Source organism: Paraliomyxa miuraensis (genome assembly GCF_026337845.1).
GTDB classification, from domain to species: domain Bacteria; phylum Myxococcota_A; class Polyangia; order Nannocystales; family Nannocystaceae; genus Paraliomyxa; species Paraliomyxa miuraensis.
Genome location: NZ_JAOVZF010000161.1, coordinates 185,991 through 200,372 on the forward strand (window position 1 = coordinate 185,991; position 14,382 = coordinate 200,372).

The following is a 14,382-nucleotide window of genomic DNA, read 5'->3' on the forward strand; positions in this document are numbered from 1 at the left end:
AGGCTACGGAAACGCGGAGTCCTGGCAGCGCTGCGCAAAGTTCAGGTTGTCGATGAACCAACCGCGCTCGAATTCGCAGCACGAGTCCAGGGTGTCGTAGGTGATGCGCAGCTGGCCTGGCATGCCTGCGAACGCTCCGGTGGGGATGGTCACGCTGTCCCAGTCGTTGCCGAGGCGACCATCGCTGCGAAAGTCGCAGAACGGCTGCGGGGTGCCGATGCCCCCCCCGCAGTTCACCAGCACGTTCCAGGTCGCGCCACCGTCGACCGACAGCTCGATGATCTTGTTGTCGACGCCGCTGCCCTCGTCCACGTTCCACGAGTTGAAGGTGATCGAGGGGGGCACGGTATCGACGGTGGTGGTGACCCGCGAGTGCTCGTCCTGCGCCCCGGGGTAGGGCGGCTGTCGGTTGCCGTCGGTGCCGAACGCGGGCGCAGACGAGAGCGCCACCGGCACCGAGCCCGGGTTCTGGTTCGGCGGAGCCTGGGAGTAGAGCTGCCAGCCGGCTCCGTTCCCGTTGAAGTCCTCGATGACCCAACCGCCGAAGGACTGCGCCCCCTGGCTGAACGCGTTGACGGACGGCAGCGACACGCAGTCGGGGCACGCTCCCGCCTGGCAGACGTTGCAGTCGCCCGCCCCCGCCGGACAGTCGAAGCAGGTGGTCAGTCCGGTGGCCGCCACGTTGGGGGCACAGTAGCCCAGGCCATCGCAAGCATCGGCCGCGTTGCACTCCACGTCGGTGGCATCACCGCACGCCGTCCCGGCCGCCACCACGTCGAGCTCGCACTCGCCGGTGCCGCCGCAGACCCCGGTCCCGCACTCGCCGCCCAGCCCGCCGCACGACGCGTCGTCGAGGCAGGCGCACTGGGTGGCGAAGTTGGTCGCGTCGATGTACCAGCCCTTCTCGAAGTTGCAGCACGAGTCGAGCGTGTCGTAGGCGAATTCGACGATGCCCACCTGCCCCACCATCATGGGAGGCACCGGAATCGTGATCGGATCCCAGTCGTCGGGCGCCCGGTCGGTGCGGAACTGACAGAACGGCAGGGGCATGCCCATGTTGCAATCGACCAGGGTGGTGAAGCTCGCTCCGCCGTCGGTGGAGACCCTCACCCACTTGTTGTCCACGCCGGTGCCCTCGTCCACGTTCCACGACAGGAACTCGAGCGTGGGCGGCAGGATCGTCGGCGGGGTGCGAGCGCTGCTCTGCTCGGTCTCACTGCTCGGATAGGGCGCCACGCGGTTGCCATCGGTCCCGAACACCTGCGAGCCGAACACGGTGGGCCCCACGTCGAAGTTCTGCGGCGCCTCGCGGTACAGGCCCCAGCCCCCCGTCAGCTGCCAGCCCTCGATCGAGCGCGTGGTGATGAAATCGTTCTGGAGCGCGAACGCGGTGCAGTCGCCACAGGCTCCGCCCATGCACGCACAGCTGCCCAGCGGGCAGTCGCTGCATGGAACGCCGTCGGGCGCGTCGTTGGCCGAGCAAGTGCCCGCGCCGTCGCAGGAGTCGGCGCCCGAGCACGCGACCTCCGTCGCATCGCCGCACGGCGTCCCGGCCCGAAGCGGCTGCACGCTGCAGGTGCCGTCGTCACCGCACACCCCCTGCTCGCACTCCCCCTCGGCCATGCCCGCACAGTCGGCGTCATCGGTGCACTCCGGCGGAGGGCCGGTGGTGGGATCGATGGTGCTCGAGCCCGTGTCCACCGCCCCGCACTCGCAGCCACCAAAGCCACTGCCGTCGGGAAGACATGTCTGCGTACCGATGCTGTCATCGGCACACGCGCAATCCTGCGTCTGCCCCGCCATGCACGCCGTCCCCGTGTCGGTCGCGGGGCCGGTGTCCTCGGCGGTCCCGGAGCCTTCGGTCTGGAGCGGCGTCACATCGGGGTTGAAGCACCCCGTCGCCAGCAGGGCCACGCCGATCGAACGAGAACGCATGCGCAAGAGGAGATGGGCCACGAGGCCGAGCCTATCGGCACCCACGGGCCTCCACAACAAGGGCCCACGCCAACGCTCGCAGCTGCGGGGAGCACGCTCGAGCATGCCCCCATGCACGAGCCTCAGCTCACGCGCGAGGGCCCGAGCGGATCGAGGAACTCCTTGAGCCGCGCGTTCACCTTCGCCGGACGATCCACCTGCACCCAGTGGCTGGCATCGTCGATCGCGTCGTAGCGCAGATCGGGCACGAAGCGGGGCGACGGGCGCGAGAACTCGATGCCCAGGTGGCGATCCCGCGAGCCCCAGATCACCTGGACCGGCGCCTCGATGGGTCGCAAGGCTCGCCGCAGTGCGAACGGGCTGCGACGCAGCAGCGCCCGGTAGTAATTGATCGCCGCGGTGGTCGTCCCCCCCGAGAGCGCTTGGACGTAGCGATCGATGTCCGCCTCGGAGAACGCCCCCTCGCGCTCGGTATCACGGCGCAGCAGGCGACGCAGGGCCGCTCCCCCCTCGCGCATGAGCGCTTGCTCGGGCACCCACGGCAGCTGGAAGAACAGCATGTACGAGCTCTTCCGGAGCTGCACGCGGCTGCGCATCATCCCCAGTGCGTGCTCGGGATGCGGGCAATTGAGGATCGACAGCCGCGACAGTCGATCGGGGTGCCGCATCGCGAACCACCACGCCGCGTAGCCTCCCCAGTCGTGGCCCACCACGGCGGCCCTCGACTCGCCGAGCTGCTCGACCAGCGCTGCGATGTCGGCCGCGAGCCGCTCGACCCGGTAGGCATTCACGCCCGCCGGCTTGTCCGAGAGGTTGTAGCCGCGCATGTCGGGCACCACCACGCGAAAGCCCTGGCGCACCAGCACGGGGATCTGGAAGCGCCACGAGTACCAGAACTCGGGAAAGCCGTGCAGCAGCAGCACCAGCGGTCCCTCGCCGGCCTCCACCACGTGCAGCCGCACCTCGTCGAGCTGCACGAAGCGATGCGAGACGAAGTCGTCGTTCCACGGGATGAGCTCGGGAGCGAACCGCGAGGACGAGGATGGACTGGGAGGCTGGGCCGACATCGCGCCCGTTCATTCTACGGCAGGTGGCATCGCCGCGCGCCCGGCCAGCGCGTCCACGACCGCCGCCCACTGCTCGGGGGTGTTGCAGCCCTCCACCACGCGCGGCTCGGGAAGCGCGCCAGCGTCGATCCGACGGGCATGCAGCGTGATCATCAGATCCCGAGCGGCCCGTCGACCGCTCTCCACCAGCGCCTGGGCGGCGGGAGCGGCCGCCGCCACCCGCACCGCGCCGCACAGCGGATGCATCACCCGAGGGTCACCCGCCTCGCTCACCGGCACCACCGCATCCCAACCCTCCGAGCCCCCCGCCGACTCGGCCAGTGCCTCGAGCACGAAGCGCACGTGGTCGGGCCCCATCCACAGCGCATCGCACGTGGCCAGGCATGTCCTTTCGATGCCACGCGCATGCAGCCAGCAAAGGCCCGCCGCCAGCCCCGACAGCGGCCCCTCATGACGACGCAGCACGGGATCGTCGACCCGCGTCGCCTCGGGCGGCAGAGAAGGCAGCGACTGCCCCGATGACCCGACCACCACCGAGCACCCGAGCCCCGCATCGCGACCGGCCGCGAGCACGTGCAGCAGCGCCGGCTGGCCCCCGACCGGCAGCCACGCCTTGTCGCGCCCCATCCGCTGGGACCGCCCCCCCGCCAGCACCAGCATGGCGCTCGTCGCCGTGCGCGTCACGAGGGCAGCGTGACCGAGTCCCCTGCCGCCGTCGACCCTCGTGCTAATTTCCCCTCCGCCCATGAAGCTCCGCATCCTCGACGACACGCTGCGCCTGCGCCTGCCCAAGAGCGAGCTCGACCAGCTCGGCGCGACCGGTCGCGTCGAGGCGGTCATCCACTTCGGGCCCGGCCCCGAGCAGCGCCTGGTCTACGCGCTGGTCGTCGACCGCGAGGCCCACCGCATCAGCGCCACCTTCACCGCGGGCGAGATCGCCGTGCACCTACCGGCCGACCGCGCGAACACCTGGGCCGAGGGCGACGAGGTCGGCCTCTACGCCGAGCAATCGCTGGGCAACGACCGCCACCTCTCGCTCGCGATCGAGAAGGACTTCAAGTGCCTGGTGCCACGCCAGGGCGAAGAGGACTACGACGGCTTCTCCAACCCCAAGGCGGCTTGTTGAGCCCCCCCGCAACCGACTTCCGGCTCTTACCGAGCCCGCGCCACGATGCGCTCGGCTCCCGCGTAGACCGACAGCCGCTGCCCGCGAAGGAACGCCACCAGCGTCATCCCGGCCCGCTTCGCGAGCTCGACCGCCAGCGACGACGGGGCCGAGACCGCCGCGAGCACCGGAATCCCCGCGACCACCGTCTTCTGCGCGATTTCGAACGAGACGCGCCCCGAGACCATGAGCACGTGCCCCCGCAGCGGCAAGAGCCCCCGCTGCGAGGCCCACCCCACCACCTTGTCGACCGCGTTGTGGCGCCCGACGTCCTCTCGCACCACCAGCGGCTCGCCCTCGGCATCGAACAGCCCCGCCGCGTGCAGGCCCCCCGTGCGGGCGAACACGGTCTGCGCGGTCTCGAGCCGGGCCGGCAATCCATAGAGGCTTCCCACCTCGATGCGGGCGTCGTCTTGCAGCGCCTCGCAGCGCAGCATCAGCTGATCGATGCTGGCCTTGCCGCACAGGCCACAGCTGCTGCTCGCATAGAGGTTGCGGCGCAGTCGGGCCCAGTCGACCTCGATCCCCTCGCGCAGCGTCACCTGCACCACGTTGCCCTCGACCTCGGGATCCTCCACCACCGTGCAGTGCCGCACCGACCCGACTGCCTCGGGCCCATCGACCACCCCCTCGGTGGCAAGAAAGCCCATCACCAGCTCTTCGTCGTGCCCCGGCGTACGCATCACCACCGCCACCGGGATCCCACCGATGCGAATCTCGAGCGGCTCCTCGCGCACGACTTCGTCGGTGTCGTCGCTGCGAACGTCTCCGTGCCAACACGCCCGGCGCAGCGGAACACGGGGGTCTTCGGGCTCGACGTCCATGGATGCTCGCGGGAGCCTAGCAGCTCGCCCCCGCGCCCGTCGGGCGGTAATGGCGCGAACTCGACATGTGTCCAGGACGTCGGCGGTCACTGTGTGATCGGTTGCGCACCCATGGTCCACCCGGAGTCGATCAGGATCGAATGGGGCCAGTCCAACGGTGTAGATTGCGGCAATGCGCTCTGGCTTCCCTGGCGGCGTCCTCGCCCTGACCGCTTGCATGTCGCTCGGTGCCTGCAAGGAGGAGCCCGACGAGCTCGGCGAGCTGTTTGGCAGCGCGCTCATCGGCCCCGACGGTGGCGAGGTCGTCGGCGGCAGCGTCACCCTCACGATCCCCGCCGGGGCGCTCACGGCCGAGACGGAGATCGAGCTGCGCCGCCTCGACGACTACGACCTCTCGCCTCCCGGCTACTCGCAGCAGAGCGCCACCATCTCCATCGAGCCGCACGGCCTGGTGCTGCGTCAGCCGGGCACGCTCGCCTTCGGAGGCGATCGCGGCGAGGACACGCAGGTGGCCTTCCAGCAGGACTCACTCGAGATCATCGCTCCCGGAACCACCGCCTACATCAACGAGCTCTCCCGAGCGACCACGGTGCGACCCCAGGAAGGCACCACCCCCACCGTCGTGGCGCTCGAGCCGATGTTCGGCGTTGGCCCCGATGATCCAGGCCCGCTGCAGCACGACGCGGTCCACTTCCAGCTCCAGGTCTCCGACACCCCCGAGCTCGCGCTGGTGATGACCATCTACGACGTCGATCAGGCCTACGATCGTCCGCTCAACGGCATGGGCTCCGGCGAGTGTGGCTTTCGAACCCTGAACGTGACCTCGGGCTCGCTCGCGGGCGACTGCTCCGACGGACGCTTCACCTCGCTCATCCGCACCACCGGCAGCACGCTCACCTTCGACACCGAGCCGCACCTGTCGGGCAAGCTGCAGACCCCGGTGCTCGTGGGCGTGGTCGCCGGTCGTGCCGAGCTCGCTCACCATCTCGGATTCTTCAGGTTCGAAACGGGCCCCTGCTTCGACGAGACCTGCTCGGGCCTGGGCACCTGCGTGGCCCAGGGCTCCACCGGCACCTGCGAGTGCCAAGACGGCTTCGAGGGCGTCGGCTTCGAATGCGTGTGCATGCCCCAGTGCGACGGCAAGGTCTGCGGCCCCGATGGCTGCGGCGGCGGCTGTGGGGGCTGCGACACCAACGAGAGCTGCAATCAGGACGGCACCGCCTGCGTCCCCGACGAGCCTCCGCCTCCCGGAGACAGCAGCGATGGGGGCAGCAGCGATGGCGGCTCGACCAGCGGCGGCTCGACCAGCGGCGGCTCGTCCGGTGGTTCGTCCACCGGAGGCTCCACCACCTGAGATCCCCGTCGGGAGTCCGGCAACGGACGCGATCTCGAGCCGGTCACGAGGGCCAGCGTCGCGAGGCGATGTCGGCCCGCGGTGTTCGATCGCGAGCGTCCGGCCCTCGTTCCAAGAAAAAGCACGGGGTCGCGAATTTTCCCTTCGTGACCTCGCGCTTGAAATTCCCGTAGCGATGGCTGGGGGCCTCGGTCCTCAGCCCGACGGGACGCGATCCCCCATCGCCTGCGATCGCTGGATCGCGCCCGCCGAATTCGTGCCCGCAGGGGCTGATCCGGCGTGGAAGCCAATGGACAGTGGCTCACAGCACCCAGGCTCGTGGTTGATTGGCCGTGGGTTCGCAAAGCCCCAGGGGCCATCTGCCCCCTGTCGCCAGAAGCCCCCGGAGACCCCGTTAGCACCCTCTAGACCGCAATTGCGTACCAACACCTACATTGATCCGCGGCATCGCTTCTGCGTAGGATGTGCCTGCTCGCAGCGTGGCAGGGGCATGGGCCACGCGAGCAGAGCCGAGCGCATGGGCGCTCGCCATCAAAGGTCTTTCTCGAGCCGAGACGAAGGTTGGGGCTCATCAAACTCCGGAGCGTTTGGATGATGTACGCGCGCAAGAACAAGAAGACGCTGGGGCTCGCCACGATGGCCGCGGGATTGGGGCTGTTGGCGATTCCGGGCTGTGGCAACGACGACGCCAATGGGGACTGCGTCTCCAACGAGACGTTCTTCCGCGAGAACGTCTCGCGGTTCCTCGTGGGCACGAGCCAGGAGAGCGGCTGCGTGGGTTGCCACAACCCCACCGGTGCCGCCAAGGACACGAGCTTCATCCTGCGTACCTCCGAGTGGGGGCCCGACTACGTCGAGCAGAACCTCGAGGTCTTCACCCAGATGTCGCGCCTCGAGTATGACGGCGTGCCCTGGGTCATCGCCAAGCCCACCGCTCGCGTCGACCACGGCGGCGCCAAGCAGTTCGACGACGACAGCGAGCAGTACGCCGTGTTCACCGAGATGATCTCCCGTCTCGACAACCCGGTGGTGTGCGACGAGGGCGATCCGGCCGAGCAGTTCTTCGACGGCGTCGAGCTGCTCGACGAGGTGGCCACCCTGCGCAAGGCCAGCCTGGCCCTCGTCGGCCGCCTGCCCACCATCGAGGAGGAGCAGCAGGTCCGCGACGGCGGCTTCGAGGCCCTCGACGTGGTGCTCGACCAGATGATGACCGACGAGGTCTTCTACGACCGCATCGTCGAGATCTACAACGACCACTTCCTCACCGACCGCTACTACCCGGGCACCAACGCCATCGACCTGCTCGCCGGTCTCACCGACAACAACGACAACCCGATCTACCCCAACCTGTTCTGGTACGACGACGGCTCGGCCGAGGCAGGCGCCCCCAGCGAGGAGTTCCTCCGCAACGAGGAGTTCACCAACAAGGGCATCTCGCGGCAGTCGCTCGAGCTCGTCGCCCACGTGGTGCGCAACGACCTGCCCTTCACAGAGATCCTCACCGCCGACTACACGATGGTGAACCCGTTCTCGGCCAAGGCGTTCGGGGTCAACCCCGCCTTCAACAACCCCGACGACTACAACGAGTTCCAGCCGGCCAAGCTGCCCGGTGTCCCGCACGCGGGCGTGCTGACGAACCCGATCTTCATGAATCGGTTCCCCACCACGCCGACCAACCGCAACCGGCACCGCGCCCGCATGGTCTACCAGTTCTTCCTGGCGACCGACGTGCTGCGCCTGGGCGAGCGGCCGCTCAACGACATCGCCGAGCTGCCCGACAACCCCACCATGAATGCCCAGGAGTGCAGCCTGTGCCACGAGGCCCTCGACCCCATGTCGGGCCTCATGCAGAACTGGGACGAGATGGGGCGCTACAACCCGCCCGAGACCTGGTACACCGACATGCGGCAGGCCGGCTTCGGCTCCGAGACCCTGCCGGTCGGCGAGAAGCCCCGCGCCGAGCAGTGGCTGGCCCAGCAGTTGGTCGCCGATGGCCGCTTCGCCATCGCTCCGATCCACATCCTCTTCAAGGGCCTGTCGGGTCAGGATCCGCTGCGCGAGCCCTCCGACGTCCAGGACGAGCACTACCTGCAGGCCATCCGCGCCTACGACGTGCAGACCCAGGTCTTCCAGGGCATCGCCGACAAGTTCGTCGAGGACAACTACAACCTCAAGTCGGTGATCAAGGAGATCATCAAGTCGCCGTACTACCGGGCCTACAACGCCGCCGACTCGCTCAGCCCCGAGCGTGAGGCCGAGCTGGCCGAGGTCGGCACCGGCCGCCTGCTCACCCCCGAGCAGCTGCACCGCAAGATCGAGGCGATCACCGGTCAGCCCTGGCGCAACGGTGGCACCAACTACCTGCTGTCCGAGAACGAGTACCTCATCTTCTACGGCGGCATCGACTCCGACGACGTCACCACCCGCATCACCGAGCCCAACGGCATCATGGCCAACGTGGCGGCCCGCATGGCCAACGAGATGGCCTGCTGGACGGTGGCGGCCGACTTCGCCAAGGACCCGGCCGAGCGCATGATGTTCCCGTTCGTCGAGGTGGGCTTCGAGCCCGAGGACGAGAACGGCTTCGAGGTCGCGGGCGCCGCTTCGGCCATCCGCGCCAACATCCAGTACCTGCACCAGCGCCTGCTCGGCGAGTTCGTCGACCTCAACGATCCCGAGATCGACCGCACCTACCAGCTCTACCTCGACGTCTGGAAGGACGGCCAGGAGAAGCTCACCCTGCCCCCGGAGGAGGGTGGCTACGGGGGCGGCCTGCCCGGCCAGTGCCAGGCGACCGTCGACTACTGGACCGGTGAGCCGCTGCCCGACGGGCGCCAGATCACCAGCGACGAGACCTACACCATTCGGGCCTGGATGGCCGTCACCGCCTACCTCCTGACGGACTACAGCTTCCTCCACGAGTAGACCGCAACGGACTCAACGAAAACGAAGAGGAGATCGAAACCATGGATCGCCGTGATTTTCTCAAGCTCGCCTCCGCTGCCGGTATCTCGGTCGTCTCGCCCGTCGTGTACGGCGAGTACGGCATCAAGGACGAGCCCCGCACCACCGAGGCCTACGGGGGCAACCTGTACCTGTTCGTCAACGCTGGCGGCGGCTGGGACGTGACCAGCCTCTGCGACCCCAAGGGTGCCGCCTACGAAGACGACCCCGAGCGGATGAACAACTACCTCAAGGACGACATCGGCGAGGCGGGCAACATCCGCTACGCGCCGATGGGGTACAACGAGACGTTCTTCCAGAAGTACTACGATCGTCTGCTCGTCGTGAACAACATCGACATGCAGACCAACGGCCACGACCAGGGCAACCGCCACACGTGGTCGGGTCGCCTGTCCGAGGGCTACCCCTCGATGGCCGCGTTCATGGCCGGCGCCTACGGCCCGGAGATGCCGCTGGCCTTCCTGAGCTTCGGCGCCTACTCGGAGACGGCCGGCATCGTGGCCCGTACCCGCTCGGGCAACATCAACGTGCTCCAGCGGCTCGCCTACCCCTCGCGCATGAACCCCGACGACGAGAACTCGGAGTTCCACAGCGCGGTGGCGTCGGAGTACCTCGTGCGCGCCCAGAAGGACCGCGAGGTCGCGCTGCTCGAGCGCCAGAACCTGCCCCGCATCCGGCAGGCCATGTCGACCCTGTTCACCTCGCGCGCGGGCAGCAACGAGCTGCGCAAGCTGCAGGAGTACCTGCCCGAGACCTTCTCGGACAACCCGATCGGTGAGCAGGCCCAGCTGGCCATCGCGGCGTTCCGCGCTGGCGTGTGCGTCTCGGCCAACCTGAGCACCGGTGGCTTCGACACCCACGGCAACAACGACGACGGCCAGACCAACGCGCTGACCCGCTTGCTCGAGGGCATCGACGTGGCGCTGACCGAGGCCGAGGCGCAGGGCGTGGCCGACCGCGTGTTCATTGCCGTGGGCTCCGACTTCGGCCGCACCCCGGGCTACAACGACGGCAACGGCAAGGACCACTGGTCCGTGAGCAGCATGATGTTCATCGGCGCTGGCGTGCCGGGCAACCGCGTCATCGGTGAGACCACCGATCGCCACAACCTCAAGGGCATGAACCTCGACAACCTCACGGTCAACGACACCCCGGATGCTCCGCGGCTGCGCCCCGGCAACGTGTGCCAGGCCATCCGTCGCCTGTCCGGCCTCGACCAGTCCGAGCTCTCCGCGATGTTCCCCATCGAGGAGCAGTACGTGCCGCTGTTTGGCTAGGTTCGGCTCCTCGAAGCCAACCGAGGGCAGGGCCGGGCGATGCATCGCATCCCCGGCCCTCTTCTTTGGTTTTGATATCCTCCTCGCTCGCGCGTGGGCTACCTCTTTCTCATCGTCGCCGGCTGGGCGACCTACGGGATCTACCGCATGCTCCGCACGGGGCGAGAGAACCAGCGCTACCTGATCGAGAGCCGCGAGGAGGTCCCGCTGCAGACCGACCACCTCTCTCCCGCAGTGGCGAGGCTGGTGCGAGACACACGGCTGCTCCGGATCAGCCTCGAGGCTCCGGTCCGGCAGATCCGCGAGCTGCTCATCGGCGACCTCGACACCGCGAGCGCGGAGGATCTCGATGCGTTCGACAACATGCTGATGACGGTGAGCCGCCAGCTCGGCGAGTGGCTCCAGACGGTGGACCGCCTGCCCGAGGGCGACGCCGCCGTGCTCGCAGACCAGGGCCTGAGCGGCGAGCCGATCCGCAACGCGATGATCCGCGAGGGCTGGTCGTTCGACCGCAAGCACCTGCGGGGACCGGGCGGCCCCATGGATCGCCGGCTTGCGCAGATCATCGCCGAGCTGCAGCGCTTCGAGACGCTGCTGCAGAACACGGGACGCGTATATCGCTGATAGAGCCCCCCCTTGAGCCGGCCCGCCGGGTCGATCCTCTCTAGACCCCGGGGATCCCCGGGGTCCCTCCACGTCGGGGCATCCCCCGGTAGCACTTCGCAACGCCCCCGGTGTTGGATCCCGCGACACCGAAGCGGATCCCCCGACGCCAAATCCATGGAATCACGTGGGTGCAACTTGGCCTAGGCCGTGCAGAACTGGGAGTGACTAACGGCCGCGACGGAACGTCCACCACCATGCTCATGCTGTCCCCCATCACCATCACCATTGCCCTGATGTGCTGCGCCTTCGTGGTGGCCCTGGCCTACGTGGCCATCGATGACCCAGCCTGACGAGCAGAGGGGAGCGCGACCGGACCCGGTCTCGCTCCCCTCTTCACGTCTGCGTCTGGCCCACGTCTGGATGCCCACGCGACCGTGGCTCAGCCGCCAACGACGCCGAGCTCGCGCCCGATCTTGGCGAACGCCTCGAGCGCCCGGTCGATGTCGGCGTCGGAGTGACCGGCCGATAGCTGCACCCGAATGCGGGCCTGCCCCTGGGGCACCACCGGATAGCTGAAGCCGATCACGTAGATGCCCTCGGCGAGCAGCTTGCCGGCGAACTCCACCGCCAGGCGCGCCTCCCCGAGCATGATGGGCACGATGGGGTGCACGCCGGGACGGATCCCGAACCCAGCGGCCGTCATGCCTTCGCGGAAGCGGGTGGTGTTTCGCTCCAGGCGATCGCGTAGCTCGGTGGTCTTGGTGAGCATGCCCAGCACGGCCAGGCTGCCCGCCACGATCGGAGGCGCAAGGGTGTTGCTGAACAGGTAGGGCCGCGAGCGGTTGCGCAGGACCTCGATGATCTCCTTGCGCCCCGAGGTGAAGCCGCCCGAGGCGCCGCCGAGCGCCTTGCCGAGGGTGGAGGTGATCACGTCGACCCGCTCCATCACCCCGCAGTGCTCGTGGGTTCCGCGTCCGGTCTTGCCCACGAAGCCGGTGGCGTGGCTGTCGTCGACCATGACCATGGCGCCGTACTTCTCGGCGAGGTCGCAGATCGGCCCCAGCCGGGCGATGTCGCCGTCCATGCTGAACACGCCGTCGGTGGCGATCATCCGCAGGCGTGCGCCCTGCGTGTCCTTCAGCAGGCGCTCGAGATCGTCGAGGTCGTCGTGCTGATAGCGGTGTCGCTGCGCCTTGCACAGCCGGATGCCGTCGATGATCGAGGCGTGGTTCAGGGCATCGGAGATGATCGCGTCCTCGGGCCCCAGCAGGGTCTCGAACAGCCCGCCGTTGGCATCGAAGCACGAGCTGTAGAGGATGGTGTCGTCGGTGCCGAGGAACTCGCTGACCTTGGCCTCGAGCTCCTTGTGGCGATCCTGGGTGCCACAGATGAAGCGCACGCTCGACAGCCCGTAGCCGCGCTCGTCGAGGGCCGCGTGGGCGGCCGCGATCACACGAGGGTCGCTCGAGAGCCCCAGGTAATTGTTGGCGCAGAAGTTGAGCACCTCCTGACCACCCTCGGGCCCGGCCACCTCGATGGCAGCTCCCTGCGCCGAGGTGATGATGCGCTCGTCCTTGTAGAGGCCCGCATCTCGAATCTCACCGAGGATGGCGGCATAGTGTTCCTTGGCCTGACTGAACATTCTCGATTTCTCCGGGGGTGACTGCCGTGACGGGGCTCGCGGCACGGAGGGCGAAGCCCGACCGCGGGGAGGGGGCCCCGGGACGGCTCCGCCGGCCCGGGGGCGGGGCTGCGAAGCCCCGCCATACGGACGTAGAGCCTAGTCCCCTGCCCGAAGTTCCGAAAGGAACTTCGGGCACAGGGGACTAGTCGAGCGGAGAGTCGAGCTTGCGCAGCCCCACCCGCAGGCGCCCCACGGTGCCGTCCAGCGGATTGGTGTAGTAGAGGACGTCGCGGCCGAACTCGCCGTTGTTGACGTCACCGCGGCCGAACTCGAGGTTGGAGAAGCCCGAGACGCCTCCGCCCACGTTGCTGAAGGTGCGTGAGATCTCTGCCGGTCCTCCGACCGAGTAGTGCGCGATGTAGAGGGTGGAGTTGTTGGTGCAGCCGATCCAGAGGTTGTTGCCCTCGTCGAACACCAGTCCGTCGACCTCGTCGGTGGGATCGAGCACCACGTAGTCCACCGGCTCGCCCGCCACCCCCATGTCGGTGAGCGGGACGCGCCACACGTGCCCCTGGGCGCCAACGTAGACGTTGTTGCCCTCGGGCCCGAAGGCCAGCGCGTTGGGGTTGACGACGCTGGCGTGCTCGAGGAAGACGATGGCCACCCCGGCCTCGGCGTCGTAGCGCAGCACCGTCTGGTCGAGGTTGGTGCTCACGTAGATGTTGCCGTCGACGTCGGGCAGCGTGCTGTCGACGGCCCCGAGCGGCCCGCCGCCCTCGATGGTGTTGAACAGGGTGGTGAGGTTGCCGCTGACCTCGTTGAGCCGCTGCACGCGACCGGTCCCCTCGCGGTTGGCGATGATCAGGTCCTCGACGCTGAAGCGCCCGCCGCCGGGGATGCCCGCGACGTCGTAGCTCTCGATGAACGCGCCGTCGTCGTCGAAGCGGGACACGAAGCCCTCGCTGTTGACCACGAACATGCCCATGCCCCCGAAGTCGATGCCCTCGGGGGTTCCGAGCTGGAGGGGATCGGCGATGTCGGGCAGGGCGTTCTCGAAGTTGGCCCCACGCACTCCGATCGTGGTCTCGTCCGACAGCATCACGCCGTTGCGCGTGGCCGACAGCCGCAGGACGATCTCGTCGCCCCCGTTGGCGTCGGGCGGCACGACGACGGCGATGTTGAGCGTCTCGCTGCCGAGGATCTCCACCGTCGGCCCCGAGACCTGCTCCCAGGTGAACGAGTCGGCCTCGACCTGGCCTTCGATCCGCACCACCACGCCACCGACCACGGAAGGGCCCTGATCCACCTCGACCTGCGGACCGAGCACGCACATGTCATCGACGCAGTAGATGCCTCCGATGCACTGGCCCTCGAGGCAGGCGCAGCCGCTCTGACCGAGCACGCAGCCCCCCGTGTCATCGGGGTCGGTGGTCGGGTTGGTGTCGGGACCGGTGGTCCCCGAAGTGTCGGTTCCCCCGGTGTCCTGGCCTTCGGGGTCGTCCCCCGGGCAAGCCGTCAGTCCGAGGACGAGCGTGATCACGAGCGGATTTCGAGTCCAAGCCACGG

General features: G+C 68.4%; 11 protein-coding genes. 5 read left to right on the forward strand and 6 right to left on the reverse strand.

Translation table 11 applies throughout. The features are described 5' to 3' along the window. Positions 1–3: 3 nt before the first annotated feature. The 3 genes from OEB96_RS36210 to mobA form a co-directional block, all read right to left on the reverse strand. A complete protein-coding gene (locus tag OEB96_RS36210) occupies positions 4–1,935 on the reverse strand; it encodes a hypothetical protein (RefSeq protein ID WP_266221445.1) in 1,932 nt (643 codons plus the stop codon). 122 nt (positions 1,936–2,057) lie between these two features. Beyond that, positions 2,058–3,002 carry an alpha/beta fold hydrolase gene (locus OEB96_RS36215; protein ID WP_266221446.1) on the reverse strand — a complete coding sequence of 315 codons (945 nt, stop codon included), beginning with the start codon at positions 3,000–3,002 and terminating at the stop codon, positions 2,058–2,060. A gap of 9 nt (positions 3,003–3,011) precedes the next feature. Continuing rightward, the gene (gene mobA, locus OEB96_RS36220; RefSeq protein WP_266221447.1) at positions 3,012–3,686 is read right to left on the reverse strand and encodes a molybdenum cofactor guanylyltransferase; all 675 of its coding nucleotides are present in this window, start codon (positions 3,684–3,686) and stop codon (positions 3,012–3,014) included. A gap of 61 nt (positions 3,687–3,747) precedes the next feature. On the opposite strand from mobA, the gene OEB96_RS36225 reads away from it, so the two are divergent. Further along, positions 3,748–4,128: a DUF7009 family protein gene (locus OEB96_RS36225; RefSeq protein ID WP_266221448.1), complete on the forward strand. Its 381-nt coding sequence runs from the start codon at positions 3,748–3,750 to the stop codon at positions 4,126–4,128. A 26-nt stretch (positions 4,129–4,154) separates the two neighbouring features. On the opposite strand, the gene fdhD is transcribed toward OEB96_RS36225, so the two are convergent. Next, positions 4,155–4,991 carry a formate dehydrogenase accessory sulfurtransferase FdhD gene (fdhD, locus tag OEB96_RS36230; protein WP_266221449.1) on the reverse strand — a complete coding sequence of 279 codons (837 nt, stop codon included), beginning with the start codon at positions 4,989–4,991 and terminating at the stop codon, positions 4,155–4,157. A 172-nt stretch (positions 4,992–5,163) separates the two neighbouring features. Here fdhD and OEB96_RS36235 point away from each other — a divergent pair, with 172 nt between their 5' ends. The 4 genes from OEB96_RS36235 to OEB96_RS36250 all read left to right on the forward strand — a co-directional run bounded on the left by OEB96_RS36235 (position 5,164) and on the right by OEB96_RS36250 (position 11,210). After that, complete coding sequence (locus OEB96_RS36235; RefSeq protein WP_266221450.1) at positions 5,164–6,345, forward strand: hypothetical protein; 1,182 nt, start codon at positions 5,164–5,166, stop codon at positions 6,343–6,345. Positions 6,346–6,936: 591 nt separating this feature from the next. Next, entirely contained in the window at positions 6,937–9,270 is a 2,334-nt protein-coding gene (locus OEB96_RS36240; RefSeq protein WP_266221451.1) for a DUF1588 domain-containing protein, read from the forward strand. Between the two features lie 41 nt (positions 9,271–9,311). Then, complete coding sequence (locus OEB96_RS36245; protein WP_266221452.1) at positions 9,312–10,586, forward strand: DUF1501 domain-containing protein; 1,275 nt, start codon at positions 9,312–9,314, stop codon at positions 10,584–10,586. Positions 10,587–10,679: 93 nt separating this feature from the next. Next, on the forward strand, positions 10,680–11,210 hold the full coding sequence (locus tag OEB96_RS36250) for a hypothetical protein (RefSeq protein WP_266221453.1): 531 nt from the start codon (positions 10,680–10,682) through the stop codon (positions 11,208–11,210). Between the two features lie 421 nt (positions 11,211–11,631). Here OEB96_RS36250 and kbl read toward each other — a convergent pair whose 3' ends face one another. Together kbl and OEB96_RS36260 are read right to left on the reverse strand one after the other, a co-directional pair. Then, on the reverse strand, positions 11,632–12,834 hold the full coding sequence (gene kbl / locus OEB96_RS36255; RefSeq protein ID WP_266221454.1) for a glycine C-acetyltransferase: 1,203 nt from the start codon (positions 12,832–12,834) through the stop codon (positions 11,632–11,634). A gap of 184 nt (positions 12,835–13,018) precedes the next feature. Continuing rightward, on the reverse strand, positions 13,019–14,380 hold the full coding sequence (locus OEB96_RS36260) for an SMP-30/gluconolactonase/LRE family protein (RefSeq protein WP_266221455.1): 1,362 nt from the start codon (positions 14,378–14,380) through the stop codon (positions 13,019–13,021). Positions 14,381–14,382: the final 2 nt, after the last annotated feature.